The sequence below is a fragment of the Mycolicibacterium doricum genome (assembly GCF_010728155.1).
In the GTDB taxonomy this organism is placed as follows: Bacteria; Actinomycetota; Actinomycetes; order Mycobacteriales; family Mycobacteriaceae; genus Mycobacterium; species Mycobacterium doricum.
In genome coordinates this window covers 850439-876706 of the sequence record NZ_AP022605.1, presented here as the reverse complement: position 1 = coordinate 876706, position 26268 = coordinate 850439, and the positions used below count along the sequence as shown (strand labels likewise).

Genomic DNA, 26268 nt, shown 5'->3' with positions numbered 1-26268 from the left:
CACCAAGTCTTTGTGCTGGGCGAAAGCGGTCCCGTCGGCCCCCCGGCGACCCGGTGGTCACGTGCCGTGACGTCGCCGCCAGACCTCGCTTGGACTACCGGATTTTGCTGCGGGCTCTCCCTCCACATGGTGGCAGCTGCCCTCCGAGCACGTACTTCGCCCAATTCGGGAGCCACCGCTGGGCGATGTGCTCTTTACACCGGCAAAGATGAGCCGGACCACGAAAACAAGTCATCGCACCCCAGCCCTTGATCGTTGCCACGCCGCTCGACATACGTGTCGACGTGATCCCGCGCGGTGCGCCTCGTGGCGCTCCGGCAACGAGACCGGCAACCTGGTCGAGGGATAGAGGAGCAGGTATACCATCGGTTTTCGGCCCGGAAACATGTCTAGGGCGAATATGATAGGAGCGGTCCCAATACGTCCGACACCGCGTCTGGTAACGGTTCGACGTCGATCCGAGTTTTGCCGACGCGGCCCATTCGGCCCGCCGAAATGGTGTGGCAGCGAATAACGGCGGGGGACGAGATATTTGCCTCAACGTCATTCTGAGGCGCTAGGTTAACAATGGATATTACCAATTGCCTCTAAGGATCCCCTCAGGTACAGTTTGCTGCGTGCCTGAAGGGTCAGGCAGGGACATGGTCATTGACGGCGGCGCTCCGTCGTCAGGCACCAGGTGACGAGGCGGGTAAGGGACATTCGCCTCACCATCCGAGGGGGAGCGGCCCCGCTTCTTCGGTGCAAGCCGGAGAAGCGGGGCGCCGTTCGGTCAGGGCGCCACTGCGGCGCGAAGCGTTCCGGGCGGCGCGGAGACCGGCACCGAATCGATGTCGTCGAGACCGACCGGGTCCGACACCACCGCGGCCCACGGATATGCATCCCGGGTGCGATGCAGGAAAGCGACCACCTGCTCGAGGTGGCGTGGCTCGTAGTTGTGCCCGCCGCCGATCGTCCACCAGTTGCGAACCAGGCTCTCGGGGTCGAACGACACCGGACGACCGGGCATCACCGAACCGGCCAGCACCAACGCTCCCCCGATGTCCAGACGTGCCACCGCGGCCTCGACCACGTCCGCCGCAACCGGTGAAGTCGATCGCGACATCCACCGGTCCACCCGCGTACGCGGCGAGGTGAATCACCTGGTGACCTCGTCGAATCGCTTCCATGGCGTGAGCGGTGCCGAGTATCCCGCCGCCGACGATGATGATCCGCATGGCCGAGCACCCTCCCGGCTCCGGCGACGGGGCGCCGACGTCGAGATCGTCGACAGCCGAACGAGAGACGTGGATCATTGGTATAGACCAATTGCTTGTTACGCTGGGCGCGTGTCCATCCGCGAGCAGACGGTGACCCTTCTGGACTCCTTGCGTGGGGTGTGGGACGAGTTGGCCGTCGACGAACTCGACCATGCCCTGCAGTCAGCCGCACGCGCGCTCGACGACGACACGGACGACGAGCTGGTCCTCGCGGCAGCACTCCACGACATCGGTCACAGTCCCTTGCTGGTAGCCGATTCCGTAGCGCACGAACGCGTCGCCCGTGAGTGGCTTACCCCGCGGTTCGGCGCCCGTGTGGGCTGGCTGGCCGGCGCTCACGTCGCGGCAAAGCGCTATCTCGCCGCGACCGAACCGGGCTACGCCGGCGCCCTGTCCGACGTGTCGGTGGCGTCGCTGCACCGGCAGGGTGGCGCCGCGGTCGATCCAGGACTGGTCACCCACCGCTGGTGGCCCGACGCCCTCCGGCTGCGACGTTACGACGACGCCGCCAAGGATCCCGGCGCGAGCGGCGTCGACATCGAGACGGTCGTCGTCGTGGCCCAACGTGTCGCCGCCGCAGGCAGGAGTTATTCGTCATGAACACCGACGCGGTACGTGTACCGAAGACCCACCTCGTCCGCACCGAACTCGACGGCCTGCTGACCGGGTCGGATGTCGGCGACCCGGTCCCCTCCGAAAGGGAACTGGCGGTTCGCTTCGGGGTGGCGCGGGAGACCGTGCGCCAGGCTTTGCATGAACTGCTGGTCGAAGGGCGCGTGGAACGCCGCGGCCGCGGCACCGTGGTATCGAGGCCGAAACTGGTGCAACCGCTTTCGCTGAAGTCCTACACCGAGGGGGCGGTGCGGATGGGCCGCACGCCGGGCCGTGTGCTGGTCTCCTGGGTGGACGTCCGCGCCGATGCGGCGATGTCGGCCGCCCTAGGGGTGGCCGTCGGGGCGACAGTGATGCACCTCGAGCGGGTACTGCTGGCCGACGGCGAGCGAATCGGCCTCGAGAGTACCTACCTCAGCGTGCGACGGTTCGGTTGGCTGCGCGACTCCTTCGATCCGGCCACATCGTTGTACGCGGCGATCCGTGCGTCGGGCGTCGAGTTCGGCGCAGCGCTCGAGCGGGTCGAGACGGCGCTACCGTCCCCGCGCGAGGCGGCGCTGCTCGGAACCACCACCGCCATGCCCGTGCTGATGCTCAACAGGCGCACGGTCGACGACGCCGACCACCCGATCGAGGTGGTGCGCGCGTTGTACCGCGGCGATCGGGTGGCCTTCGAGGCGGCGCTCACCGACCGTTGACGGTCGACGACCCGATGGACTCCACCGGGTCGGCGTTGATGGTCTCCGCCGCCGGCCTTGACCAGCTCGCTACAGTTCACCCGACGACAAACCGGGAAGGCGATCACATGGAACCCGTCGAGATCAACGCAGGTGCGTGGTATCTGCGGGCACTGCGCGCCGATCCGTTGATGGACGACCGCCCCGCCCTGGCTGACCTCGGTGAGACCGATCCCGATCACGTCCACGTCGCCGCCGCCGAGTGGATGGCGGACACCCGCTTCCGGTGGGCGGTGTGCGAACCCACCACCGGCGAGTTGTTGGCCGAGGTTGCCCTACGACCGGACACCGGGGAGGTCTCGTCGCGCGCCCGTGCGGGGCACGAGGCGGCCGCCGGCGCCGCGACGGACGCCCTCCGCCGGTTCGCCGCTGCGCTGGATCTGCGGAGTTGACCGATGGCAACAACCTGCGGGGCGCCGCACCGATAATTGCTCTCCGGTGCGTTGCACTGGCGGACCTGATCTTGGTAACGGTTCGGTGGTTTCGCACGGCGGCGCACGAGCAACCATTGGCGGCTCTTCATGAATGACGGTGTAGTTGGGGTTTGAATCCGCCGGTTTCCAGCAGTGATCTGGCGATGTAGTTGGTGAGGTTGCGGAATCCGAGGGCCGATCCGCGGAGGTGCTCGAGACGGCCGTTGATCGCTTCGGTGGGCCCGTTGGAGGTGCCGGGCCGGTCGAAGTAGGCCAAGACGTCGGCGGCCCGCTTTTTGAGTGTGCGTCCGAGGGTGATCACCTCCTGCAGGGCTTGGGGGACGCCGGTGCTCAGCGTGGTGATCAGCGCGGCCATCATGGTGCGGCCGGTCTTGCGGTCGGGGTGTCGGTAGGCGGCCACGGTGCGCTGATACATCGTCCAGGTGGCCTCGACCTCGGCATGAGCGTCGACGGCGAACACGGCGTCGAGCCGGGCCTTCTGTTTGTCGGTGAGCAGATCGGCCCCGGTCTGCAGGGTGCGCCGGCACGCATAGAGCGGGTCGGTCTTGCGGCCCCGGTGCCCACAGGTGGCCAGCTGGACACGGCGCCGGCATTCATCGAGGGCGTTGCCGGCCATCCGGACCACATGGAAGGCGCGGTCCATCACCGTGGCTGCCTCGGGCAGCTCTTCAGCGGTGGCGGTCTTGAACCCGGAAAATCCGTCCATGGCAACGACTTCCACTCGGTCACGCCATTCTTGTGGCCGCTCAGCCAGCCATTGTTGGAACGCTTTCTTGGACCGCCCTTCGACCATGTCGAGCAGCCGTGCCGGGCCGGAGCCGTCACGCACTGGGGTCAGGTCGATGATGACGGTGACGTACTTGTCGCCGCGACGGGTGTGACGCCACACGTGCTCGTCGACGCCGATCACCCGCACACCGTCGAAGCGGGCCGGATCGGCGATGAGTACCCGCTGGCCTTCGGCCAGCACCGCGTTATTGGCGGTGTTCCACGACACCGCCAGTGCTTCAGCGACCCGCGCCACGCTCAAGTGCTGGCAGACAAGGGCTTCCAGCGCCCACTGCACAGCGCGCCGAGACAGCTTGGCCCGCGGTTCGGCGGCCTTGCTGGTGTCTTGGCGCCACATGCGCGCAGCCGGCACACCGGTAGCGGCGCACAGTGACCAGCAAGGTCGTGGGCCGCCACCCGAACGGTTCGTGCGCAAGCTCGCGGGTGACGCTGTCACGCGGGACGCCTTGCTCGCCGCAACGGCGACACCACGAGTCGTCGTCGGTGATCCGGCACGCCAGAAACGCCCGATCGGGTGCCACGCGTTGTCCGGTCACCTGCAGCCCGAGCTCATCGAGGCGGCAGAACGTCGTCAGATCAGGGCACGCGAAGGTAGCGTCAGGCACGTCGAGGTCTTCCAGCTGGGCGGTGTGAGAACTCCCATCATCGGAAGACCTCGACCCCTACCCCGGTAACGACGCGCCGACCACCTCTACACCCTCAACTGCGAAGAGCCCCATTGGCTCTGACGGGCGAGGATTCTCGGCATTCCGAACCGGGTGCCGGCACCGGCAGCGAGCAGCACACCGGTGGCCGACCAGAACTGCGACATACGAACAGCCTCACCCGCGACCGTGAAGCGTCCATTAAGAAATGATCGACAATCTGTCTACGGCACGACTACCGGCGTAGTGTCGGACTCAGGTTGAGTTCACAGCGGGCTACAAGCGTCATCGACGTAGGAGCGGGTCCGACTCGGCCCTGGCACCCAAGGTTTTGAGACAGCAGGGCCGATTTCCTGGCGTGAGCCACAGTATTTCTGGCGTGAGCCACAGTATTTAAGGTGAGCCACAGTATTTGAGTTGAGCCACAGTATTTGAGTTGAGCCACAGGATTTAAGTTGAGCCACAGTATTTAAGTCTTGACTGATGGCGTCGCCATGTCGTCTTCGTTAACCCAGTCGGCATCTTCCCCCGCGGCTGAGATCGGCAACACCGTGCCCACCAACACCGTGCCCACCAACACCGTGCCCACCAACACCGTGCCCACCAACACCGTGCCCACCAACACCGTGACGTGCCACACCGCGCGCTTCGAGGCCGCAGCGCCACTGCCGTCGACCACGGTCGTCACCGCCCACGGAGAACTCGACGCCGTCAACGCCCAACCTCTTGCGGACTTCGCGTTGCAGCGCGCCAACCACGCGCTGGTCCTCGATCTCTCCGAAGTGGAATTCTTCGGTACTGCAGGATTTTCGGCGCTGCACACGCTCAACGTCCGGTCCGGCGCAGACATCGACTGGGTCCTCGTGCCCAGCACCGCGGTCAGCCGCCTGCTTCGGATCTGCGATCCGGACGGCGCACTGCCGCAGTCGGAAACCGTCGATGCGGCGGTCACCGCATTGCATGGTGCGCCACGGCCGTCGCTACTGCAACTGGTCGCGGAGCCGGGTTAGCGACTTGGCGAGCAGCCTGGACACGTGCATCTGCGAGATGCCGACGCGTTCGGCGATCTGGGTCTGGGTGAGGTTCTCGAAGAACCGCAGCAGCAGCACCATGCGCTCGCGCTCGGGAAGCGCCGCCAGCAGAGGTCGCAGCGCCTCGCGGTTTTCGATCTGATCGAGTCCGAGATCCACATCGCCGAGGGTGTCGGCGATCGCGGGGGCGTCCTCGTTCCCGCTGTTGCCCCCGCTGTCGATCGACAGGGTGTTGTAGGAGCTGCCGGCGACCAGGCCCTCGACCACTTCGTCGCGGTCCATGCCCAGTTCCTCGGCGAGCTCGCTGGCTGTCGGCGCGCGACCCAGCCGTTGGGACAGCTCGGCCGTGGCCGAACCCAACCGCAGGTGCAGCTCCTTGAGCCGGCGTGGCACCTTGACCGACCAGCTGTTGTCCCGGAAGTGCCGCCGAACCTCTCCCATGATGGTGGGCACCGCGAAAGAGACGAAATCCGATCCGGCGTCGACGTTGAAGCGGATCACCGCGTTGACGAGACCGACCCGGGCCACCTGGACGAGGTCGTCGCGCGGTTCCCCGCGGCCGTCGAAGCGACGGGCGATGTGATCGGCCAGCGGCAGACAGCGTTCGACGATCCGGTCGCGCTGACGGTGGAACTGGGGTGAGTCCGGGGTGATCCCCTGCAGTTCCCGGAACATCGCGGCCACGTCCGAGTACTCAGAGTTCTGTCGTGGCGACGAACCCTGTCCCGACGATGGCGTCACCGCAGCGAACTCGCTCTTCTCGTCGTCATCGAGATGCCGAATACCTGTCCGTCTTGGAGATCCTGGCCGTCGGAGAAGGTGCGCACCTCGTCGGTCAGCGAACTCAGCACATGCCAGCTGAAGCTGCCCGGAGCCAGGATGTCGCTGTTCTGACAGGTCGTCGACGCGTCGACGACGACCTCGGAATCGTTGGGGTGCACCACGACGACAAGAGTGGACTTCGGCACCGCCGAGCGGATCAGCCGGGTACAGGCTTCGTCGACCGCAAGCCGCAAGTCGGAGACTGCGTCGAAGTCGAGGTCCTCGAAGGTGCCCACCGCGGCGACCAACGTGCGCAGCACTGCGAGATTCTCCAGTGCGGCCGCAACACGCAGCTCCACCGAACGGTCGGCATTGGCCTGCCCGTTGTGCTGAGTTTCGACCTCGGCCATCTGACCTCCCGGCAATATCGAAGCGAGACTACCCCAGCCCATTCGCCGGCTAGCCATCGGCGCTGGCGGAACTCGCAGGTACGTACGTGTGACTGGGTATTCCACCGGGTAACACCCGGTCGTGAAGTTGAATGACGGCGCCGTCGAAACGACGGCGTCCGTGATGCCCGCACCGACGTCGCTGCGACGGCGTCAATGACCGCATTCTGGCGCGCGCCAGCCTCGTGCTCACCATGGTGCGCCTTCCATACCCCTGCGACCGCCGGGGCCAAACCCGTAACCGCGATCACAGGTAGGTGTCGATGCGACTCCGGCGCAGCGTAGTCAGCGGTCCGGGGCTGCGCCGGGTGCGCCGCGGCAAAGGCTTCTCGTATCACGATCACAACGGTGAGGTCATCACCGACAACAAGACCCTCGACCGGATCGACGCTCTGGTGATCCCCCCCGCCTGGAAGAAGGTGTGGATCTGCCCGTATCCCAACGGACACATCCAAGCCGTCGGCACCGACGCCGCCGGCCGTCGTCAGTACCTCTACCACCAGCAGTGGCAGCAGGAGCGCAACGAGGAGAAGTTCGACCGGGTGCTGCAGATGTCGTCGGCCCTGCCCGAGCTGCGGCGGCAGATCGCCGCGGATCTGGGGGGTCGGGGTTGGCAACGCAACCGGGTCCTCGCGCTGGCGCTCCACCTGCTCGACCTCGGGTACTTCCGCGCCGGCGGTGATCAGTACGCCGAGGAGAACAACTCGTTCGGCATCGCGACGCTGCTGCGCGAACACGTCAAGCTCCAACGCCAGGCCGTGGAGTTCGACTATCCCGCCAAGAGCGGCGTGCGTCGCACTCTGGTCATCGACGACCCGGAGGTGGTGAAGTCGGTGCGGGCCCTGCTGCGCCATCCGGACCGGCCCGACCGCCTGCTGGCGTGTCGCAACGGGGACGGGTGGGCCGAGATCCACTCCGACGACCTGAACATCAGGTTCAAGGAATTGGTGGGCGCGGACTACTCGGTGAAGGATCTGCGGACTTGGCACGGCACCGTGCTGGCAGCCGCCGCATTCGTCGACGCCGACCCGCCGGTCAACAAGACCGTGACCAAGCGCGCGGAGTCGGCGGTGATGAAAGAGGTGTCCGAAGCGCTCGGCAACACCCCCGCGGTGGCGCGTGCCTCCTATGTGGATCCGCGGGTGGTCACGCGGGTTACGAATCCGGGTTGACCATCGCGGCCGCCGCCCGCCGGGCCGACCGCGCCACACGTCCCGACGAGCGTCAGGCGGTCCTCGAACGGGCCACCGCACGGCTGATACGGCGGGTCGCCAAGAGTCAATAGCCGCCGCGGATGCCGTTGCCGAACCGGGTCAGCGCACCGACTCGAGGTCTCGGAACTGCGGCCAACCGATACGCTTCGTGCGCCGATGCAGCCGGTGACATCGGCGATGTCAGCCGCCCCGTGGATGGCATGGCTCTCGCGCAGGAACTCTGGACGACCCGAGACCGCGCCGGGCCACAGGAAGCTCGCGGGCGGTCAGGTCGGCGTAGTCGGTGGCCAGTCGACACACCCGGACGTCGTCCACGTCGACGCACGCACTGTCATGGCCACGCTCGGCCGGGCACGGCGCTGGTGAGGCCGACGTAACCGGCGCCGACCACCCCCAACCCGACGCGGAATCACACCCGCTCCTCGAGAAGTGTGCCGACCGCGTCGAGGACGTCGGCCACGGTCAGGGCCAACAGTCCCGGATCTGGTTGCCGGCCCTGCGGATTGCCTACGCTCCCGGCCCACAGTGCAACGTGGGGGCCCGAACCCCTTGGGCCCCAATGGCTCGGCGGGGTGGGGCCGAACAGCAGCACCGAAGGCGCTGCCGTCGCGGTGGCGATGTGGCCGACGCCGGTGTCACCGCAGACCAGCAGGCGGCAGTCGTTGATCAACGCCACCATGCCGAGGAGCCCAACCGTGCCCGCGAGCACCGAGCCGGCCGGGAGCCCCGCGCCTGCCGCCACCGCACGTGCCAGGTCGAGTTCGGTTGAGTCACCGGTGATCACCACTTCGTGGCCGTCGGCGTGCAGGGCTGCGGCGACGGCGGAGAACCGCTCGGGCGGCCAGCGGCGCGCGGGGAACGCCGCCCCGGGATGGATGACCACCACGCCGGTGCGGTCGGGATAGCCGTGCGGCCGGGGAATCGTCAGATCCGCGCGATCACACGATATTCCCGCCCACTCGAGAAGCCTGCACCACCGGTCCACCTCGTGGAGGGCTGCATTCCACGAGGGCCCCTGCATTTCGGGGAAGGCGTCGTGGCGGTGCGTGAGGATGGACCGCGGGTTGACGGCCAGCAGATCACGGGTGCTCTCCGGACCCCTGCCGTGCAGGTTGACTGCCAACGCCGGCGGGGTTCGCACCGGGTGCAGCCGGCCCAGCCCCGGCGTGGGCTCGACCGCGTCGACCGCACCGGTGAGCTTCGCCAGTCCGCAGAAGCGCTCGGGGGTGGCCAGCACGATGTGAGCGTCCGGGTACGCCCGCCGCAGACCCCGCAGCGCTGGCACGCCGGTGAGCAGATCCCCCAGCCCGAGCGCGCGCAACACCAGGATGGTGTCGCTGAGAGCGGGGTCGTTCACGGCCATGACGACTCCGTCGGGGCACACACCACCAACTCCCGCACCTCGCATCCGACGGGTTGGGTCAGCGCGAAGATCACTGTCTCGGCGACGTTCTCGGGCTGGTTGAGCTTGGCATCCGGCGGCGGTTTGTACTGCTCCTCGCGGTTGTCGAAGAACGCGGTGTGCATACCTCCGGGGATCAGGGTGGTCACGCCGACGTCACCGGCCAGCTCGGCGGCCAGCGCCCTGGTGAAGCCGATGACACCGAACTTCGATGCGCAGTAGGCGGTGGCGTCGCTGACCGCCTTGACACCGAGCGTGGACGCGACCGTCACGATGCGGCCGTGAGTGGCCTTCAGATAGGGCAGCGCCGAACGCACGACCGCGGCGGTGCCGAGCAGGTTGACGTGGATGACTCGTTCCCAATCCTTGACCGAGACGTCGTCGAGCTTGCCGCACGCGTCGGTGCCCGCGGCGGTGAACACCCCGTGCAGTTGGCCGTCGACCCGCTCGGCGAGTTCGCGCACCGCGGCGTCGACCGCGCCGGTGTCGGCGAGGTCGCACTGTGCGAACGCCACCTCCCCGCCGAACTCGGCGGGTAGTGGGTTCACGTCGATCACCAAAGGTGTACCCCCATGCTGCCGTATGGCTTTCACGGTGGCGGCCCCGAGTCCGGATGCGCCACCGGTGACGAGGATGTTGCCGAGCTTCTGTGAGGTCATGCCTGGTCCTTTCGGGTCACGACCGCGCCGCATGGGTCAGGTTGGCCGCCGCGATCAGGTTGGATGAGGAGTAGCCGGCGACGGTGGGCAGCAGCACCACCTCACCTCCGTGCCTGCGCACGACGCCGGCTTCGGGCAGATCGTTCTCGGTGTAGTCGCCGCCCTTGACCCAGATGTCGGGCCTGAGCCGTTCGAGCGCCGCCTGGGGTGAGGTCTCGTCGAAGATCGCGACCGCGTCGACGCACGCCAGCGCGGCCAGCACCCGGGCACGGTCCTCGGCGGCCATCACCGGGCGGCTGGGGCCCTTGAGCGCGCGGACGGAGTCGTCGGAGTTCAGCAACACCACCAAGGCGTCGCCGAGTTGACGGGCCTGGTGCAGCAGCCGCACATGACCGGTGTGCAGCAGGTCAAAGCATCCTCCGGTGGCCACCAGCGTGCCGCCCCGCCTGCGCAGGCGGTCGCGGACTTCGGTGATATCGCCGGTGAGTGCGCTCGATTGAGTTACGCCGCGGCGGGTTTCGCCCACCGCGACGGCGCGCGACACCCCGACGGCGCCGCCGGTGGCCACGAAGCGGCTCGCCGATTCGACGGCCGCGGTCACCGCTGCCGCGGCGGCGTCGCCGGCACCGAACGCCTGGGTCGCCGCGACGGCGAACCGGTCACCGGCCCCGCAGGTGTCCCGTCGGCCGGTGGCTACCCCCGCCGAAGCGGGCACCGCGATGTGCACGCTGCCCGCCTCGCTGGCCAGCACCGCTCCCCCGGCGCCGAGCGTGACGCACACCGCGTGGGCCCGCCACCGCTGGCGCAGCCGTTCGGCGGAGTGGGCGTCACTGTCGCCGCGTTCGGAGAAACGTTGCGCCTCGGACTGATTCGGTGTCACCAGCCAGCACCCGGGAACCGGGGCCGCGCCCTGCGGATGCGGGTCCCACACCACCGGCACCCGCTCGACCACCTCGGTGAGCAGTTGCCGCACACCGGGATGCGCACACACGCCGCGGCCGTAGTCGGCCACACACACCGCCCGTGCCTGCTGCACGACCTCGGCCGCCTCGTCGGGCAGGTCACCGCCCGCCGCGGTGCCGTCACCGTGGTCAAGCCGCAGCATCGACTGTCCCCCGGCGCGGATCCTCGTCTTGCACACCGTGCTTCCGGTGAGCGGCAGCCCGACCACCCGCACCCCGGTCTCCTCGAGCAGCGACACCAACGAGTGTCCGTCGGCGTCGTCGGCCAGCGCGGTCACCAGGACGACGTCGCGGTCGGCACGTGTGGCAAGCACAGCGGCCAGGCCGGCGCCGCCTGGACGGTGCCAGACCCGTTCGGCGTCGACCACGGGCACCGGTGCCTCGGGACTCAGCCGGGTGGCGGTGCCCTCGATGTCGACGTCGAGCATCGAGTCGCCGATGATGACGAGGGGTTCAGCCATGGGACGCTCCGGAAAGGTCGTCACTGCCGATCAGGACGTCGTCGAGGGCGATGCACAGCGCGTGGACGAGGAGCAGATGGATTTCCTGCACGGTCGCCGGGCTGTCCGCTTCCACACAGATCGCGTCGTCACACATGGCCGCCAACGGGTTCGGCGCCGGTCCGGTCAGTGCCCACGACGTCAGCCCCAGTTCGTGGCCGGCCTTGACCGCCCCCAGGATGTTGGGGCTGGTGCCGCTGGTCGACAACGCGACCAGCACGTCGCCGGGGCGGCCGTGTGCGCGCACCCCGCGGGCGAACACCTCCGCGATGCCGTAGTCGTTCCCGATCGCGGTCAGGGCGGAGGTATCGGCGTGTAAAGAGATGGCCGACATCGGCACCCGTTCGTCATGGAACCGTCCGACGAGTTCGGCGGTCAAGTGCTGCGCCTCGGCGGCGCTGCCGCCGTTGCCACAGGCCAGCAATCGGCCACCGGCCGGCAGCACTTCGGCGAGGTGGCGGCCCCACCTGGTGATCCGGGGCGCCTCAACGCCGATTCGGTCCACCGCCTGCGCAAGTGCGGAGATATGTATCTCGATCATGGCTCTCCTCCCAATCGATGGACCGCGGTGAGCAATTCGGTGTCGGTGATGCCGTTCAGGCATGGGTGGCCCGGCACGGGGCAGGTGCGGGCGCGGGTGAGCCGGCAGGGTGCATCCTGGTCGCCGAGACGAATGACATTGCGCCCGTAGGGGGCCCACTGCGACGGCGGCACGACCGGCGCGAACAGCGACACCACCGGCACGCCGACGGCGGCCGCCAGGTGTGCGGGCCCGGTGTTGGGCACGACAACCACCCGGGCCGCCGCGTAGAGCGCGGCCAGTGTGGGCAGTGTGGTGCGGCCACCGAGGTCGACGGCAACGTCCGCGGCGACGCAGGCCGTGAGATCCTTCTCAGCCGCGTCCCCGGTGACCACGACCCGGTGTCCTGCGGCGGTGAGTGCGGCGACCATCTCGGCGCTGCGCTGCGCGCTCGGGCAGCGGGCGGGTACCGCGGCGCCCGGGTGGAACACCACATACGGCCCGTCCTCCGCCAGCTCGGCGAGCTCGCCGCTCAGCGGTGCGGGCGGTCGTACCCGCAGCGCACCGTCGTCACCGGCGGGCAGTGCGCAGCCGCCCGCCTCAGCCAGCGACAGTGCCCGCTCCGGTTCGGGGACGCCAGGTTGGACGTGGTGGCGGAGATCTAGCAGCGTGCCCGGATAGTCCGCACTGATCGCACCCACCCACGGCACGCACGCCATCCGAAGGATCAGCGCGAGCGGCAGCGGCGACTGGTGGAACGACGTGAAGACGAACGCGCGGTCCGGCCGGATGTCTCGCAGTTGCTTGATCAGCGATTCGACGTGGCCCGCGGTCAACTCGGCCGAATCGAAATCGACCCACGGCGCCTGCCATTCGACGATTTCGTCGACACCGGGCAACAGCTCCGCGGCGGCCCGGCCACGGGGTCCCGCCAGGAACGTCACCGAATCGTGGTGGTCGGCGACCGCCCGCACGGCCGGCCCGGTGATCAACACGTCACCGGCACTGTCCAGCCGAGCCACCAACGCCTTTGTCATCGGGCATCCCTCAGGACCATCTCCACCGCATCGGTCAGCGTCGCGGCCACCCGTGCCCGTTCCCGTGCCTGCGACACCTCTTGGGGCCGCGTCCGTTTCGTCGGAACGAGCACCGCATCGGCGCGGGCCGACAGCGCCGCATTGACGTCACCGCCGGTGTCTCCGATCATTACGCACCGGGCCGGGTCGACTCCCAGCGCCTCGGCCGCTGCCTGCACCATGCCGGGCGCCGGTTTACGGCAGCGGCAGCCGTCGTCGTTGTCGTGGACGCAGATCTGCCACGAGTGGAACGGTCCGAGTTCGGCGTCGACGCGCGCGTTGACGGCCGCGAGTTCATCGTCGGTGATCAATCCCTTGGCGACGCCGGACTGGTTGGTCACCACGGCGAGCAGCAAGCCGCGGTCGCGGAGTTTGGCCAGCGCGTCCACGGCGCCGGGCATCGGTTTCACGCCTGCCGGATCGCTGAGGTAGGGGCCGTCTTCGATGATGGTGTCGTCACGGTCCAGCAGTACCGCCAGCGGTGGGTCCCGCCGCGCGTTGCGGAACTGCCACTCGCCACGCAGCCGGTGGTAGACGGCCGCCGGCGGGATCAGCGCGCTCGTGAGGAGCATGCGGCCTGCCTCCGCGAGCGTGCGGGGACCCGAGAGGAACCGGCGGGCGGCGAACTCGAGTGTCAGTGCCGACCATACGGTGGCGCCGTAGGTCGCCGTCCTGTGTTGACCGGTGAGCGCGCCGACCGCGGCGACGGCGGCCGCGGCCGTCGTCGCCGCGTGCGCCGGCATCCTGCCCCGTCCTTCGCCGACCGCGTCCCGCCAACGTCTGCCGTGTTTGCGCCGCATCAGCGCGTTATCCCGATTGCCGATCTGCGCCCGCACACTGCTCATCAGCGTCGACCGGGCGACGGGGTGGCTGGAGGGCCTGGCGCCCTGGACGATCGTGTTGCCGCACATGGTGATCCGCAACGCGATGTCGGAGTCCTCCCGATAGGCGCGGGGGAACCGCTCGTCGAATCCGCCGACCTCGACCAGGACGTCGCGCCGGTAGGCCATGTCCGCGGTGATCCACCGCGCGTCCGCCAGCCGCAGGGTGCGCTTCTCGTCGTCGGTCGCCCGTCGTCCCTCGGTGACGGGAACCTCGAGCACCGCCTGGGTGCCGGCAGCACCGGTGGCGTCGGCGCCGCGCAGGTCCGCCGCCAAGGCCGCGAGCCACCCGGGAGGCGCCACCACGTCGTCGTCGACGAAGCACACCCAGCGGGTGGTCGTGGCGCGCCAGCCGGTGTTGCGTGCCGCCGCCGGGCCGCGGCCGCCGCTGCGCAGCACGGTCACCGGAAGACTGCTGTCGACCTGCAGGGCGGGGGCCCTACCCGGGCGGTCGTCGACGACCACCACCAACTCAGGCGACGGCCCGTGCTGGTCCTCGAGCGCCCTCAGCAGCCGGTACAGCGACTCCCGGCCGATGGTCGGGACGACGATCGAGAACGATGCGGTCTTGGCCTCGGTCACCCGGGCCTCCGCACCAGGAACGGCCCGATCGCCAGCACATCGATGGGGCTGCTGCCGAAGCACTCGAGGGCATCGCGCGGGCTGTCCACCATCGGACGGCCCGCGGTGTTGAAGCTGGTGTTGACGACGACCGGTACGCCCGTTCGCTGCGCGAACCGGCTGATGGCGGCGTGCAGCAGCGGCTGACTGTCGTCGACGGTCTGGATCCGCGCGGTGTTGTCGACGTGAGTGACCGCGGGGATGCGGGAGCGCCACGGTTCGGCGACCTCGTGTACGAACAGCATGTAGCGGCTGGGGATCGGTCCGCCGGAGAAGATCTCGGCGGCCCGCTCGGCGAGCACCATGGGCGCCACGGGTCGGAACTGTTCGCGGCCCTTGACGGTGTTGAGCCGCTCCAGGTTCTCGATGCGCCGGGGGTCGGCGAGCAGTGATCGGTTGCCCAGCGCGCGCGGTCCGAACTCCGCCCGGCCCTGGAACCAGCCGATGAGCTTGTCGTCGGCAAGGGCATCGCCGACGGCGGCGGCGTAGTCCTCCGGACGTTCGAACGGCACGGCCGCCTCGCGCAGCGTCGTCTCGATCTCCTCGTCGGAAAAACCCCGGCCCAGCGCCGCCGACTGCATCGGCCTGATCGGTTCTCCGGCCTCACCGGCCAGCGACAGCGCGGCACCCAGCGCCGTGCCGGAATCCCCGGCGGCCGGTTGCACCCACACGTTGTCGAATCCCCCGCGGGCGAAGATCTTCGAGTTGGCGACGCAGTTGAGCGCCACTCCACCGGCCATACACAGGTTGGGGGAGTCAGTGCGCTCGCGTAGCCAGCCGACCACCTCCAGCAGCACCTCCTCCACCACCTGCTGCACGCTGCACGCCAAGTCCGCGTGTTCGGGTTCGGGTCGGTCCAGCGCATGGCCCTTGCCCGCGCCGGCGCGGCGCTTGGGAGTGAAGGACTCCCAGTCGATCGGTTCGGTCCGGAACCCGCCGTCGCCGGTGGCGTAGACGTGTTCGCGCAACCGATCGGCGAATCGCGGCGTGCCGTAGGACGCCATCGCCATCACCTTGTACTCGTCGCTGGAGCGGGCGAACCCGAGGTGTTCGGTGAGTTCCTCGTAGAACAGTCCGAGCGAATGCGGCAGCGATTGGGTGGCCAGCACGTCGATCTTCTGGTCGCGGTAGGCGCCTGACAGCATGGAGGCCCGCTCACCGCGGCCGTCGACCACCAGCACGGCACAGTCCGGATGCGGTGAGGCCAGAGCACTCGACGCCGCATGCGCCACGTGATGTCGGACGTGCCGAACGATGCTCGGGTCGAGTCCGGGCAGCGCCGACTGCAGAAATCTTGGTGCCCGTTCGGCGTAGAGCGTGCGTAGATACTCCCAGTCCCGGTCCAGCCCGGCCATACCCGCGGTCGACTCGTCCATCAGGCCGGGGTCGTACGAGTACCCGACGGCGTCGAGGTCGGCCGCCGTCAGCCCGGCCTGTTCCAGGCACCAGCGGGCCGACTGCACCGGCATCTCCCAGGTGGAGAACGGAACCGCCTGCTTACCGTGTTTGCGGCGGGAGAACCGTTCCTCCTCGGCGGCCGCGACGATTTCGCCGTCCACCACGAGGGCGGCGGCCGGATCGTGAAACACCGCGTTGATGCCGAGAATCCGCATCCGTCGCTCCCCTAACTCGCTGTCTTCGCCTGCGCTACTGCGTATTCCGGTACCACTTCCGCTGACCGGAACCACTCGATCGTGTGGGCCAACCCGTTCCGGTAGGGTACCTTCGGCTCCCATCCGAGGTGCTCGCGCGCCACCGCGATGTCCGGACACCGCCGCTGGGGGTCGTCCTCGACGGCGGGCAGGAACTCGATGGCCGACTCGGCGGAGGTGAGGTCCCGGATGAGTTCGGCGACATGCTGCACCGTCACCTCGTGCGGGTTGCCGAGGTTCACCGGACCGGGATATGCCGAACGGCCGAGCGCGAGCAGGCCTTCGACCGTATCGTGGACGAAGCACAGCGACCGGGTCTGACGTCCCGACCCGGTCACGGTGATCGGCTCACCGGCGAGCGCCTGACGGATGAACGTCGGCACCATCCGGCCGTCGTGGGACCGCATCCTCGGCCCATAGGTGTTGAAGATGCGTGCCACGCCGACATCGGTACCGTACTCGCGGCGGTGCGCAAACGTGAGCGCCTCGGCGTACCGCTTCGCTTCGTCGTATACACTGCGCGGTCCGACGGGATTGACGTTGCCCCAATAGGTTTCGATCTGCGGGTGCTCGAGTGGGTCACCGTAGACCTCACTGGTCGACGCCAGCACCAGCCGCGCGCCGTGACGTTCGGCGACATCGAGCGCATTGGCCGTGCCCATCGCTCCGGTGTGCAGCGTGTGCACCGGCAACCGCAGATAGTCGGCCGGTGAGGCGGGCGAGGCAAGGTGGAACACGACGTCGACCGGTTCGTGAAACGCAGGACCGCTCAAGGGTTCGGTGATGTCGTGTCGAACGAACCGGTATCCCGGACAGTCTCGCAACAGGTGCTCCGCGTTGGGTGCGCTGGTCGACAGATCATCGACGGACACGACTTCGGCCCCGCCCGCCAGCAGCCGTTCACACAGGTGGCCGCCGACGAACCCGCAGCCACCGAGCACCAGGACCCGGCTCATCTCATGCACCACGCCGAAATACCCCCGAAGTAGTAGGAGAAACGCTGTTTGTGCCGCGGCCCGCAGGGTACGGACAGCGACCATGGGACAACGGAATTCGCCGCGAACCACGTTCGTGATCGCCAGCCGGGACCGAGCCGGCGAGCTGACGTCCGTCGTGACCCGTCTGCTCGACACCACCGAGTGCCCGATCACGGTGGTGGACAACCAGTCCCGCGATGACTCGGTCGCGGCGGTCAAGCGGATCGCGGCTCGCGCAGGCGGCCGGGTACGGCTTGTCGCGCTCGACAGCAACCGCGGCGCGGTCGGCCGCAATGTCGGCGTCGCGGCCAGCACCACCCCCTATGTGGCCTTCTGCGACGACGATTCGTGGTGGCAGCCGGACGCGACAGTGATCGCCGAGCAGACCTTCGACGCCTACCCGAGTGTCTGTCTGCTCGCAGCTCGCACCATCGTGCTGCCCCGTGACGAGGAAGACCATTTCAGCAGGATGCTTGCCGAGAGTCCCCTCGGGCATCCACCCCATCTGCCCGGCCCGACGATCCTCGGGTTCATGTCGTGTGCGGCGATCGTGCGCAAGACCGCCTTCGAGCAGGCCGGTGGCTTCTCCGACATCCTGCACTTTCGCGGCGAGGAGATGCTCCTGGCAGTCGACATGGCGACGCTGGGCTGGGACCTGTGCTACTGCCCCGCGCTGGTGGCGATGCACCAGCCGTCGCAGGTACGGGCCACCACCGCAGCGCAGGCGGCCCGCGTCATGCGCAACGATGTGCTGACCACGTGGCTGCGCCGCCCCGCCGGCCACTGCCTGCGGGCCACCGGCACACTGCTCACCGCGACGCTGCGCGGTCCCGAACATGCCAGCGCAGCGAGAGAAGCAGTCATGCGCCTGCCGGCGGTGCTGCGCGGACGCCGTCGTCTGCCCGACCGGATCGAGCGGGCGCTCGAGCTGCTGGAATCCCGATGACGCCCTCATACCGATGACGCGGTCGTCGCGGACGTCTCGGATTCGTGCGGCTCGTAAGCCGTCGGCATCAGCCGGTCGTAGATGCGCAGCGTGTCGGCGGCGACGCGGTCCCACGAATACCGGGCCCTGGCACGGTCCCGGCCGGCGGCGCCGAGGCTCTGCCTGAGGAAGTCGTCGTGCAGCAAGACGTTGATCGCGTCGGCGACCTCCCCCGGACGCTTCGGGGTGACCAGTCGCCCGGTGACGTCGTGGACGACGGTGTCGAGCATCCCGCCGACCGCGGTGGCCACCACGGGCACGCCGCACGCCATCGCCTCCAGCGGCACGATGCCGAACGGTTCGTACCACGGGGTGCAGGCCACCACGTCGGCCGATCGCAGCAGCGCGGGCATGTCCGCACGCGCCACCGCGCCCTGGAAGATCAAGCGGTCACTGACGTCGAGGCGCTCGGCGAGTTCACGCAGCCTGCGGGCCTCGGGATCCGCTTCCACCTCGCTGCGGTCGGGCCCGCCCACCAACACGAGTTCGGCGTCCGGGATCGCGGGCAGCGCACGGACCACCACGTCCAAACCCTTACGCGCAACGAATCTTCCGACGCTGACGATGCGGTGCCGCGCACTGCGTTCGGCACGCGGGCCGTCCGGCGTGAACAAGTCGAGGTCCACCCCGCACGGCACCACCGAGATGCGGTTGCGCGACCGACCCAGCCGCATGAGCTCGAACACCTCGTCGGTGCACGTGGCCGCCACCCAGGTGGCGGTGCGAGCCACCATCGCCTCCAGCTTCAGCCGATCCTGCGGGCTGGTGTCCTGGGCGCCCTGGTGGCGGCGTTTGACCACACCGAGGGCATGAAAGGTCTGCACGGCCGGTAGATCGAGATGCCGGGCGGCCAACTGGGTGGCGATACCGGACATCCAGAAGTGCGCGTGGGCCACATCCGGCCGATCGGCACTCCACTGCTGGTCGAGGTACTGCGCGAACGGCCCCATGTGGACCAGGAGTTGGTCTTTCGGCAGTTGGCGAGCGGGACCGGCGGGCACGTGCACCACGGTGTAACCCTGTGCCGTGGTGACGCGTTCGGGCAGGTCGGGATCATCGCGGCGGGTATAGACGGTGACGTCGTGGCCGCGGCGCGCCATTGCGGCCGACAGTTCGGCCACATGGACGTTCTGACCGCCGGCGTCCACACCGCCGAGCGCTGCCAACGGGCTGGCATGCTCAGAAACCATTGCGATCTTCATCGGGTTCCTTTCCCGCGACGTCATCTGCAGCAGTGGTCGATCAACCGGTCCCAATCGCGCAGGAACCGGTCGAGCGAAAAATGCGCCATCGCGAAATCCCGCGCCGCCTTTCCCGCGGCACCGGCCGCGGGCGGATCGGACACGAATCTCTCCAGGGCCGATGCCAGCGTCTCGACATCGGCACTCACCACGCCCGCCTCGGCGGGCACCACCAGGGGGACCATCGTGGAGCCGACAGCCACCACAGGCATCCCGAGGAACATCGCCTCCAGCAGGGAAAGCCCGAGCGAAGTCCAGCGCGCGGTGTGCAGGAACACCCGACGCCGCGCCACCTCCTGCCACAGTCGGGGCCCGGGCACATCCCCTCGCGCGCGGACACCGCGCCAGTTCCGGTCGGCCAGCGCCGGTGTCCCGATTCCCCACACGTCGATCGGCACCCGCTCGCCCAGCGGCACCAGCAGGTCGGCGCCGACCGTCCGCCACCGCCGCAGCGGTTCGTTGATCATCGTCGCCGCCGCGGCTACCTCACCGCTGTAGCTAGGTCCAGGATCGGCGATGCCATGGGTGATGACCAGCGTCGGCGCCTTACCGTTGTCCCACATCAGGCGGTTGAAATCGGTGACGTGGACGACGGGGATGTCGTCGCGGTCGGCCAGCGGGTGGACGCTGTCGACCGCCAACGGTCGTGGCGCGTTGTGTTCGACGAACACGGCCGCAACGTCCACGCCCGGACGGCGCCCGGTCCACCGCTCGGTCAGTTCGATCTCCTCGGGGCGCTGCAGGACCACCAGATCGATGTCCTCGTCGCGCAGGCCATCCACCTCGATCTCCCGGGCACGCGGCCAGCCGCGGCCGAGCAACCCGCGGCCGTCGGCGTCTCGCGCCGCGTTGACGGGGACCAGATACCGGTGGCGGCCCGACACCAGCGCCTGCATCCAGGAGCCGTGGATGTGCCACGCCAAGATCGAGTGCTCCCCTCCGGACGACATGAGACCGACGTACCCGAGGCACTTGTCGGCAAACCTCGAGCGTTAGAGATTTCGCTTTACGTCATCCACCGTCTTCGCTAAATGGATACCACCTTCCCTGACCTGTCGGTTGCAGTTTGACCGCGCCACGGTGGGTCGGTCGCGACCTCGCCCCCATCGGCGGCGGTGAGACGCTGCCCGGGGGAACGGTTTAGTGATCACCAGATCGGGCACCCAGTGAGCGCGTGTACGAACTAGGCGAAAGGTGAGTATGACCGAGAAGAACAGTGGCCCCGAAGAAGGCATCAAGGGCGTCGTCGAGGACGTCAAGGGCAAGGCCAAGGAAGGTGTCGGCACGGTCACCGGCCGCGACGACCTGGTCCGTGAGGGCAAGGCCCAACAGGACAAAGCCGACGCTCAGCAGGACGCGGCCCGTAAAGAGGCCGAGGCGGAATCGGCCCGCGGCGGCGCGAAGGCCGCCGAGGAGCGTCAGAAGAGCGAGCAGTAACTCAGGGCCGGTAATTGGACCGGTAATTCAAGGCAAAGAGAAAGGCCCAGCCGCCCGGCTGGGCCTTTCTCGTGTCAGTGGGACGGCCGCTGACGTTCGGCGTCGGGATGCTCCGCATGCCAACGGTCTTCGATGCTCTTCACTCGGCGGTGCTCGATCATGAACCAGGCGCCGGCCACCACGAACATCACCGCGGAGATGCATCCGAGGATCACGCCCACCGTGTGGTTGGCGGTGGCGTGCGCCGCCAGGGCGGCGACGAACGACACGAGCGCAACTCCGAGAAGGATCAGCGCCGGCATGTTCTTGGTGTCCTTCATCGTCTCACCGGCATGCGGACGAAACGTCCGTGCGTGGTCGACGGGGTCTTCTGGGCTTTTCATCGGTAGTCCTCCTTCGGCACCACTACACCTACCCGGTGCCCGGTCTGGCGAAACGGGACGTCATCGGTGGTCGCGGGCGGGCGGTAAGCCTCCCGTCGATGTGTCGCGGCGACACGTCGGCAGTCGGCCGTACGATCCGGCCGTGACCCGCAATAGTCGGCTCAAGCTCTACGGCGCGCTGGGCGCCGCGTCGGGCTGGAGCGCTCACCTGGTCGGCTGGCCGCCCGCACTCGTCGTGGCGCTCGCCGTGGCGGTGCCTGCCCTCGCCGGCGCCGCGCCCCGGTTCGTCCTCGGCGTGATCTCGGGAGCCGCGGCATCCCGGGTACCCGAAGGAGAGATGTCCGGCACGGAGTTCGAGGACCACATCGCACACATCGTCCGCGCCTGCGGTGTTCCGGTGATCATGACCCCGCGGACCGGCGACTGGGGCGTCGACCTCATCGTCGGCCGGCGCCCCAACCGCGTGGCCGTGCAATGCAAGCGCCAATCGCGGCCCGTCGGCACGAGCGCCGTGCAGGAGGTGGTCGCCGGTGCGCCGATGCAGGACTGCGCGCGGACCATGGTCGTCACCAACAACGAGTTCACCCCTGCTGCACATAAACTCGCCGAACGTCACGGGTGCGAGCTGGTCGGACGACAGGAGATGGCGCGGCTCCGTTCGACGATCCGCCGACTCACCGAGGGCGCCGACGTCAGCGCACGGCCTCGCGAACCGCATCCACCGCTGCGTCGAGTTCCACCCGGGACACCGTCAACGCCGGACGGAACCGCACCGAATCCGCCCCGCTCGCCAGCATGATCACCCGCCGCTCCCACAGACGGCGGATCAGGGCGTCGCGCTGGGCCTGGGTCGGGAGGCTGAATGCGCACATCAACCCGCGGCCCCGCACGTCGCACACCACCCCCGGGAACTCGACTGCAAGCTGTCCAAGCCGGGCCTGCAGATAGCCGCCCGCATGCGCTGCGCGCGCGAGCAGGCCGTCGGCCTCGATTACTTCCAGGATGCGCCGGGCGCGCACCATGTCGGCGAGGTTGCCGCCCCAGGTCGAGTTGATGCGCGAGCTGACAGCGAACACGTTGTCGGCCACCTCGTCGACGCGCCGACCCGCCATCACGCCGCACACCTGAGTCTTCTTACCGAAGGCCACCACGTCGGGGGCGACACCCAGCTGCTGATACGCCCATGGCGTTCCGGTGATCCCGCAGCCGGTCTGCACCTCGTCGAGGATCAGCAACGCGTCGAACTCGTCGCACAGCGCCCGCATCGCGATGAAGAACTCCGGCCGGAAATGCCGGTCGCCGCCTTCACCTTGGATCGGTTCGGCGATGAAGCAGGCGATGTCGTGCGGGTACGCCTCGAACGCCGCGCGTGCCTGTCGCAACGACTCCTCCTCGAGCGCCGTCATATCGGCTCCCGGGCGAATGAACGGGGCGTCGATGCGCGGCCAGTCGAACTTCGGGAACCGTCCCACCTTGTTCGGGTCAGTGTTGGTCAGGGACAGCGTGTAGCCGCTGCGGCCGTGGAACGCGCCGCGCAGGTGCATCACGCGGGTACCGAGAGCCGGGTCGAGACCGCGGCATTCGTTGAGCCGGCTCTTCCAGTCGAAGGCGACCTTGAGCGCGTTCTCCACCGCAAGGGCACCACCGTCGACGAAGAACAGGTGCGGCAGCAGCGGGTCACCCAGCACCCGCGCGAACGTCTCGACGAACTGCGCCATGGGCACCGAATAGACATCGGAGTTACTGGGTTTGTTCACGGCGGCCCGGGCGAGTTCGGCGCGGAATCCGTCGTCGGCGGCCAGAGCGGGATGGTTCATGCCGAGGGCCGACGACGCGAAGAAGGTGAACATGTCGAGGTAGCGCTCACCGGTGCGGGCATCGACCAGATACGAGCCCGCCGACCGGTCGAGGTCCAGCACGATGTCGAGGCCGTCGGCGAGAATGCTACGGGCCAGTACGGCGTGCACCCGGGCCGGTGTGACCGCAGCATCGATACGTGTCAACATATCGGTCATACGGCTACCGTACCGAAAATTTTCCCGCCACACCGCCTTGCCAGGGCAGAGCTTCCTTCTGACGCGTGCGTGTGCGGTGGTGCGGGCGCGGCACCGGGAGGGGTAATCAGACCTCGCGGCGTCGGATTGTTGACCGCGCTACTGTCGCGCGCATTGTCGCTGCCGCAACTACTGACGCATTGTCGCTGCCGCAACTACTGACGCATTGTCGCTGCCGCAACTACTGAGCACCGCCGCTGCCGCAACTACTGAGCACCGCCGCTGCCGCACCTACTGAGCACCGCCGCTGCCGGCGCCCGCGATCGCGCCGGCGCTGCTGGAATGCCCCACCGGCACGCGGCGTCAGTCGTCGTCGATGACGACGACCCCGGCGCGGACGAGGACGGCGTAGATCTCGCACAGCGGCGGGGTGAGCACCCGGACAGCGCCGTCGAGCAGCGCATCCTGGCCACTGCTTCGAACGAGGCCGGCAAGTAGGTTCGCCATGACCGATGACGCTAGATCGAACCGACCAACGGAAGGTGACGCCGAGGTGGCCGGTGCCCCATTACATCGTGACGTCCAGGCTAGGGCGGCCGGTGCCGATCCCGCGCCCCGACCAGCTGCTATTTCTACGCCGCACTGGCGGGGCCGGGCGCGGTGGAACTCGGGGAGTGGCCGGTCGCCGTGGCGATCGGCGCAGGCATCCCCTGGTCAGCCAAAGTGGCGATAGGCGCGCCCCGGCTAGGCGGTGACGGAAATTTTATGGCACGTGCTGACGACCTTCGTAAAATGTCTGTAGGATGATCGTGCTTCGGGTCCGCACGTTCGCCGCCGTGCGGATCTGCTGCAGCAGATCCTCGAGCGCTCGCGCCGATCCGACCCGCACCAGCAGCACATAGCTCTCGTCGCCGGCCACCGAATGGCAGGACTCGATCGCCGCAATGTGCTCGAGCCGCGCGGGCGCATCATCGGGTTGAGACGGGTCGAGAGGGGTGATCGCGACGAACGCCGACAGTTGGTGTCCGACGGCTTCCGGGCTGAGCTTCGCCTGGTATCCGGTGACGACTCCGCGCGCCTCCAACCGGCGCACCCGTGACTGGACCGCCGACACCGACAGGCCGGCGCAGGCCGCCAGATGCGCCAGGGTGGCCCGCCCGTCGGTCACGAGTTCACGCGCCAGAATGCGGTCGATCTCGTCGAGCGGCGTTGCCGGATGCGGGTGCTCGTCGGGTTCCCCCATGGCGGCACTGTAGCCGAGCGCACGACACAGGAAATGCCCACGACCCTCCACCGACCACTCACCACTCACGACCACTCACCACTCACGACCACTCACCACTCACGACAAGGACCAGTGATGGCCACCACTTCCCCCGCGGCTTCCCGTGCGACCCAGGTGCTGCCCACCGCCGACGAGTTGAGGGATCGAGTGAGGGCCGCCTTCGAGGCGATCGGTGCGACGTCCCGTCTCGGCGCGCCCGGTGACGACGGCCTGCCCGCCAGTACCCCGATCACGGGCGAGGTCCTGTTCACCGTCGAGGAGAGTTCGCCCGCGCAGACCGAGGCTGCGATCGCGGCGGCGGCCGACGCGTTCACGCGGTGGCGGACCACCCCCGCGCCGGTACGCGGCGCGCTGGTCGCCCGGTTGGGCGAACTGCTCGTCGAACACAAGGCGGCGCTGGCGACCCTGGTCACCGTGGAGGCAGGCAAGATCACCTCCGAGGCGCTCGGTGAAGTGCAGGAGATGATCGACATCTGCCAGTTCGCCGTCGGCCTGTCGCGCCAGCTGTACGGCCGGACGATCGCCTCGGAGCGGCCCGGACACCGGTTGATGGAGACCTGGCATCCGCTGGGCGTCGTGGGGGTGATCACGGCGTTCAACTTCCCGGTGGCCGTGTGGTCGTGGAACACCGCCGTCGCCCTGGTGTGCGGAGATACGGTCGTGTGGAAGCCGTCCGAACTCACCCCCCTTACGGCGATCGCCTGTCAGGCCCTGCTGCTGCGGGCCGCCGCCGACGTCGGCGCGCCGGCCGCCGTCGGCAGGCTGGCGCTGGGTGGACGCGCCATCGGCGAGACGCTGGTCGACGATGCCAGGGTCGCGTTGCTGTCGGCGACCGGTTCGGTACGGATGGGCCAGCAGGTCGGCCCGCGGGTGGCGCAGCGGTTCGGTAAGGCGTTGCTGGAACTCGGCGGCAACAACGCCGCGATCGTGACGCCGTCGGCGGATCTCGACCTGGCGGTGCGGGCGATCGTCTTCTCGGCCGCGGGCACCGCAGGTCAGCGCTGCACCACTTTGCGCAGGCTGATCGTGCATCGGTCGGTGGCCGACGATGTCGTCGAACGGGTAGCGGCGGCCTATCGACAACTGCCGGTGGGTGATCCGGCTTGCGGGGGGACGCTGCTCGGGCCGCTGATCCACGAGACCGCATACCGTGACATGGTGGCCGCACTGGAGATGGCGCGCGCCGACGGCGGTGAGGTGATCGGCGGTGAGCGCCGCCACTTCCAGGGCGACAGCGCTGAGACGTCCTTCTACGTCACACCGGCGGTCGTGCGAATGCCCGCCCAGACGGCGGTGGTGCACACCGAGACGTTCGCCCCCATCCTCTACGTGCTGACCTACGACGACCTGGAACAAGCCATCGCCTTGAACAATGCGGTGCCGCAGGGACTTTCGTCGGCGATCTTCACCCTGGACGTGCGTGAGGCCGAGCAGTTCATGGCCGCCGACGGCTCGGACTGCGGGATCGCCAACGTCAACATCGGCACCTCGGGAGCCGAGATCGGCGGCGCGTTCGGCGGCGAGAAGCAGACCGGAGGCGGCCGCGAGTCCGGTTCGGATGCATGGAAGGCCTACATGCGCAGAGCCACCAATACGGTCAACTACTCCGCGGAGTTACCCCTGGCTCAAGGCGTGCACTTCGGGTAGACGACCGGCGGATCAGATGGCGTTCGGCCAGATCCGCTCCGCGCGACATCCCGCCGCCGGCGGCGAACCCCGCAGACACGGGCACTCCGCGAGCCAGCGCCTTCTGGGGGTGGCG

Annotated in this window: 25 protein-coding genes and 2 pseudogenes; 9 read left to right on the top strand and 18 right to left on the bottom strand. The window is 68.5% G+C overall.

Annotated elements, in window-relative coordinates; genetic code table 11:
• Positions 1 to 772: 772 nt before the first annotated feature.
• Positions 773 to 1105, bottom strand: a complete 333-nt coding sequence (locus G6N07_RS04410; protein ID WP_179959924.1) for a hypothetical protein — start codon at positions 1103 to 1105, stop codon at positions 773 to 775.
• Positions 1106 to 1328: 223 nt separating this feature from the next.
• Here G6N07_RS04410 and G6N07_RS04405 point away from each other — a divergent pair, with 223 nt between their 5' ends.
• The 3 genes from G6N07_RS04405 to G6N07_RS04395 all read left to right on the top strand — a co-directional run bounded on the left by G6N07_RS04405 (position 1329) and on the right by G6N07_RS04395 (position 3000).
• Complete coding sequence (locus G6N07_RS04405) at positions 1329 to 1859, top strand: HD domain-containing protein (protein WP_085190192.1); 531 nt, start codon at positions 1329 to 1331, stop codon at positions 1857 to 1859.
• Positions 1856 to 2569, top strand: a complete 714-nt coding sequence (locus G6N07_RS04400) for a GntR family transcriptional regulator (RefSeq protein WP_085190194.1) — start codon at positions 1856 to 1858, stop codon at positions 2567 to 2569. Before G6N07_RS04405 ends, G6N07_RS04400 begins: the two co-directional genes overlap by 4 nt.
• A gap of 107 nt (positions 2570 to 2676) precedes the next feature.
• On the top strand, positions 2677 to 3000 hold the full coding sequence (locus G6N07_RS04395; RefSeq protein ID WP_085190312.1) for a hypothetical protein: 324 nt from the start codon (positions 2677 to 2679) through the stop codon (positions 2998 to 3000).
• Positions 3001 to 3127: 127 nt separating this feature from the next.
• On the opposite strand, the pseudogene G6N07_RS04390 reads toward G6N07_RS04395, so the two are convergent.
• Positions 3128 to 4436: pseudogene (locus G6N07_RS04390) on the bottom strand (ISL3 family transposase).
• A 533-nt stretch (positions 4437 to 4969) separates the two neighbouring features.
• On the opposite strand from G6N07_RS04390, the gene G6N07_RS04375 reads away from it, so the two are divergent.
• Complete coding sequence (locus tag G6N07_RS04375) at positions 4970 to 5485, top strand: STAS domain-containing protein (RefSeq protein ID WP_235849689.1); 516 nt, start codon at positions 4970 to 4972, stop codon at positions 5483 to 5485.
• Here the strand turns inward: G6N07_RS04375 and G6N07_RS04370 are convergent.
• Positions 5456 to 6247 (bottom strand): RNA polymerase sigma factor SigF, encoded by a 792-nt coding sequence (locus G6N07_RS04370; protein WP_085190196.1) that lies wholly within the window; start codon positions 6245 to 6247, stop codon positions 5456 to 5458. The two genes, G6N07_RS04375 and G6N07_RS04370, sit on opposite strands and share 30 nt — an antisense overlap.
• Positions 6244 to 6678, bottom strand: a complete 435-nt coding sequence (locus G6N07_RS04365) for an ATP-binding protein (RefSeq protein ID WP_085190197.1) — start codon at positions 6676 to 6678, stop codon at positions 6244 to 6246. Before G6N07_RS04365 ends, G6N07_RS04370 begins: the two co-directional genes overlap by 4 nt.
• Before the next feature lie 302 nt (positions 6679 to 6980).
• On the opposite strand from G6N07_RS04365, the pseudogene G6N07_RS04360 reads away from it, so the two are divergent.
• A pseudogene (locus tag G6N07_RS04360) lies at positions 6981 to 8002 on the top strand (DNA topoisomerase IB).
• Between the two features lie 338 nt (positions 8003 to 8340).
• On the opposite strand, the gene G6N07_RS04355 reads toward G6N07_RS04360, so the two are convergent.
• From G6N07_RS04355 to G6N07_RS04320, 8 genes are read right to left on the bottom strand one after another with little or no spacing between them, the layout of a single operon-like run.
• Positions 8341 to 9294, bottom strand: coding sequence for a glycosyltransferase family 9 protein (locus tag G6N07_RS04355; RefSeq protein ID WP_085190199.1), 954 nt, complete (start codon positions 9292 to 9294; stop codon positions 8341 to 8343).
• Entirely contained in the window at positions 9285 to 9992 is a 708-nt protein-coding gene (locus G6N07_RS04350) for an SDR family oxidoreductase (protein ID WP_085190201.1), read from the bottom strand. The genes G6N07_RS04355 and G6N07_RS04350 overlap by 10 nt, the downstream gene beginning before the upstream one ends.
• A gap of 16 nt (positions 9993 to 10008) precedes the next feature.
• Positions 10009 to 11415, bottom strand: a complete 1407-nt coding sequence (locus G6N07_RS04345; RefSeq protein ID WP_085190203.1) for a PfkB family carbohydrate kinase — start codon at positions 11413 to 11415, stop codon at positions 10009 to 10011.
• Positions 11408 to 11995 (bottom strand): D-sedoheptulose-7-phosphate isomerase, encoded by a 588-nt coding sequence (locus G6N07_RS04340; protein WP_085190205.1) that lies wholly within the window; start codon positions 11993 to 11995, stop codon positions 11408 to 11410. Before G6N07_RS04340 ends, G6N07_RS04345 begins: the two co-directional genes overlap by 8 nt.
• On the bottom strand, positions 11992 to 13011 hold the full coding sequence (locus G6N07_RS04335) for a glycosyltransferase family 9 protein (RefSeq protein ID WP_085190207.1): 1020 nt from the start codon (positions 13009 to 13011) through the stop codon (positions 11992 to 11994). Before G6N07_RS04335 ends, G6N07_RS04340 begins: the two co-directional genes overlap by 4 nt.
• Entirely contained in the window at positions 13008 to 14513 is a 1506-nt protein-coding gene (locus G6N07_RS04330) for an HAD-IIIA family hydrolase (RefSeq protein ID WP_085190209.1), read from the bottom strand. The genes G6N07_RS04335 and G6N07_RS04330 overlap by 4 nt, the downstream gene beginning before the upstream one ends.
• Complete coding sequence (locus tag G6N07_RS04325) at positions 14510 to 16165, bottom strand: carbamoyltransferase family protein (RefSeq protein ID WP_085190211.1); 1656 nt, start codon at positions 16163 to 16165, stop codon at positions 14510 to 14512. Before G6N07_RS04325 ends, G6N07_RS04330 begins: the two co-directional genes overlap by 4 nt.
• Before the next feature lie 11 nt (positions 16166 to 16176).
• Positions 16177 to 17169, bottom strand: coding sequence for a UDP-glucuronic acid decarboxylase family protein (locus tag G6N07_RS04320; RefSeq protein ID WP_372507532.1), 993 nt, complete (start codon positions 17167 to 17169; stop codon positions 16177 to 16179).
• 73 nt (positions 17170 to 17242) lie between these two features.
• On the opposite strand from G6N07_RS04320, the gene G6N07_RS04315 reads away from it, so the two are divergent.
• Positions 17243 to 18127 (top strand): glycosyltransferase family 2 protein, encoded by an 885-nt coding sequence (locus G6N07_RS04315; protein ID WP_085190216.1) that lies wholly within the window; start codon positions 17243 to 17245, stop codon positions 18125 to 18127.
• Positions 18128 to 18132: 5 nt separating this feature from the next.
• On the opposite strand, the gene G6N07_RS04310 is transcribed toward G6N07_RS04315, so the two are convergent.
• Both G6N07_RS04310 and G6N07_RS04305 read right to left on the bottom strand, forming a co-directional pair.
• Positions 18133 to 19368: a glycosyltransferase gene (locus G6N07_RS04310; protein WP_085190316.1), complete on the bottom strand. Its 1236-nt coding sequence runs from the start codon at positions 19366 to 19368 to the stop codon at positions 18133 to 18135.
• A gap of 20 nt (positions 19369 to 19388) precedes the next feature.
• The gene (locus G6N07_RS04305; protein ID WP_085190218.1) at positions 19389 to 20357 is read right to left on the bottom strand and encodes a glycosyltransferase; all 969 of its coding nucleotides are present in this window, start codon (positions 20355 to 20357) and stop codon (positions 19389 to 19391) included.
• Between the two features lie 250 nt (positions 20358 to 20607).
• Here G6N07_RS04305 and mbp1 point away from each other — a divergent pair, with 250 nt between their 5' ends.
• The gene (gene mbp1 / locus G6N07_RS04300) at positions 20608 to 20844 is read left to right on the top strand and encodes a microaggregate-binding protein 1 (protein WP_085190220.1); all 237 of its coding nucleotides are present in this window, start codon (positions 20608 to 20610) and stop codon (positions 20842 to 20844) included.
• A gap of 74 nt (positions 20845 to 20918) precedes the next feature.
• On the opposite strand, the gene usfY is transcribed toward mbp1, so the two are convergent.
• On the bottom strand, positions 20919 to 21227 hold the full coding sequence (gene usfY, locus G6N07_RS04295; protein ID WP_085190222.1) for a protein UsfY: 309 nt from the start codon (positions 21225 to 21227) through the stop codon (positions 20919 to 20921).
• 142 nt (positions 21228 to 21369) lie between these two features.
• Here usfY and G6N07_RS04290 point away from each other — a divergent pair, with 142 nt between their 5' ends.
• Positions 21370 to 22026 (top strand): restriction endonuclease, encoded by a 657-nt coding sequence (locus G6N07_RS04290; RefSeq protein ID WP_179959947.1) that lies wholly within the window; start codon positions 21370 to 21372, stop codon positions 22024 to 22026.
• Here G6N07_RS04290 and lat read toward each other — a convergent pair.
• From lat to G6N07_RS04280, 3 genes are all read right to left on the bottom strand, one after another.
• Complete coding sequence (lat, locus tag G6N07_RS04285; RefSeq protein WP_085190226.1) at positions 21920 to 23242, bottom strand: L-lysine 6-transaminase; 1323 nt, start codon at positions 23240 to 23242, stop codon at positions 21920 to 21922. The genes G6N07_RS04290 and lat overlap by 107 nt on opposite strands.
• 342 nt (positions 23243 to 23584) lie before the next feature.
• Positions 23585 to 23728 (bottom strand): Rv1535 domain-containing protein, encoded by a 144-nt coding sequence (locus G6N07_RS19680; RefSeq protein WP_165756760.1) that lies wholly within the window; start codon positions 23726 to 23728, stop codon positions 23585 to 23587.
• A 256-nt stretch (positions 23729 to 23984) separates the two neighbouring features.
• Positions 23985 to 24464, bottom strand: coding sequence for an Lrp/AsnC family transcriptional regulator (locus G6N07_RS04280; RefSeq protein WP_085190318.1), 480 nt, complete (start codon positions 24462 to 24464; stop codon positions 23985 to 23987).
• Between the two features lie 117 nt (positions 24465 to 24581).
• Between G6N07_RS04280 and amaB the strand changes: the two genes are divergently transcribed.
• The gene (gene amaB / locus G6N07_RS04275; RefSeq protein ID WP_085190228.1) at positions 24582 to 26153 is read left to right on the top strand and encodes an L-piperidine-6-carboxylate dehydrogenase; all 1572 of its coding nucleotides are present in this window, start codon (positions 24582 to 24584) and stop codon (positions 26151 to 26153) included.
• The last annotated feature ends 115 nt before the right edge of the window (positions 26154 to 26268 follow it).

Bases quoted from the DNA above. Each gene is read 5' to 3' on its own strand.
- mbp1 (WP_085190220.1), top strand. From the start codon at position 20,608: ATGACCGAGAAGAACAGTGGCCCCGAAGAAGGCATCAAGGGCGTCGTC.
- G6N07_RS04375 (WP_235849689.1), top strand. From the start codon at position 4,970: ATGTCGTCTTCGTTAACCCAGTCGGCATCTTCCCCCGCGGCTGAGATC.
- G6N07_RS04355 (WP_085190199.1), bottom strand. From the start codon at position 9,294: ATGGCCGTGAACGACCCCGCTCTCAGCGACACCATCCTGGTGTTGCGC.
- amaB (WP_085190228.1), top strand. From the start codon at position 24,582: ATGGCCACCACTTCCCCCGCGGCTTCCCGTGCGACCCAGGTGCTGCCC.
- G6N07_RS04310 (WP_085190316.1), bottom strand. From the start codon at position 19,368: ATGAAGATCGCAATGGTTTCTGAGCATGCCAGCCCGTTGGCAGCGCTC.
- G6N07_RS04305 (WP_085190218.1), bottom strand. From the start codon at position 20,357: ATGTCGTCCGGAGGGGAGCACTCGATCTTGGCGTGGCACATCCACGGC.
- G6N07_RS04345 (WP_085190203.1), bottom strand. From the start codon at position 11,415: ATGGCTGAACCCCTCGTCATCATCGGCGACTCGATGCTCGACGTCGAC.
- G6N07_RS04315 (WP_085190216.1), top strand. From the start codon at position 17,243: ATGGGACAACGGAATTCGCCGCGAACCACGTTCGTGATCGCCAGCCGG.
- G6N07_RS04350 (WP_085190201.1), bottom strand. From the start codon at position 9,992: ATGACCTCACAGAAGCTCGGCAACATCCTCGTCACCGGTGGCGCATCC.
- G6N07_RS04395 (WP_085190312.1), top strand. From the start codon at position 2,677: ATGGAACCCGTCGAGATCAACGCAGGTGCGTGGTATCTGCGGGCACTG.
- G6N07_RS19680 (WP_165756760.1), bottom strand. From the start codon at position 23,728: ATGGCGAACCTACTTGCCGGCCTCGTTCGAAGCAGTGGCCAGGATGCG.
- G6N07_RS04340 (WP_085190205.1), bottom strand. From the start codon at position 11,995: ATGATCGAGATACATATCTCCGCACTTGCGCAGGCGGTGGACCGAATC.
- G6N07_RS04280 (WP_085190318.1), bottom strand. From the start codon at position 24,464: ATGGGGGAACCCGACGAGCACCCGCATCCGGCAACGCCGCTCGACGAG.
- usfY (WP_085190222.1), bottom strand. From the start codon at position 21,227: ATGAAAAGCCCAGAAGACCCCGTCGACCACGCACGGACGTTTCGTCCG.
- G6N07_RS04410 (WP_179959924.1), bottom strand. From the start codon at position 1,105: ATGTCGCGATCGACTTCACCGGTTGCGGCGGACGTGGTCGAGGCCGCG.
- G6N07_RS04365 (WP_085190197.1), bottom strand. From the start codon at position 6,678: ATGGCCGAGGTCGAAACTCAGCACAACGGGCAGGCCAATGCCGACCGT.
- G6N07_RS04325 (WP_085190211.1), bottom strand. From the start codon at position 16,165: ATGCGGATTCTCGGCATCAACGCGGTGTTTCACGATCCGGCCGCCGCC.
- G6N07_RS04400 (WP_085190194.1), top strand. From the start codon at position 1,856: ATGAACACCGACGCGGTACGTGTACCGAAGACCCACCTCGTCCGCACC.
- G6N07_RS04335 (WP_085190207.1), bottom strand. From the start codon at position 13,011: ATGACAAAGGCGTTGGTGGCTCGGCTGGACAGTGCCGGTGACGTGTTG.
- lat (WP_085190226.1), bottom strand. From the start codon at position 23,242: ATGACCGATATGTTGACACGTATCGATGCTGCGGTCACACCGGCCCGG.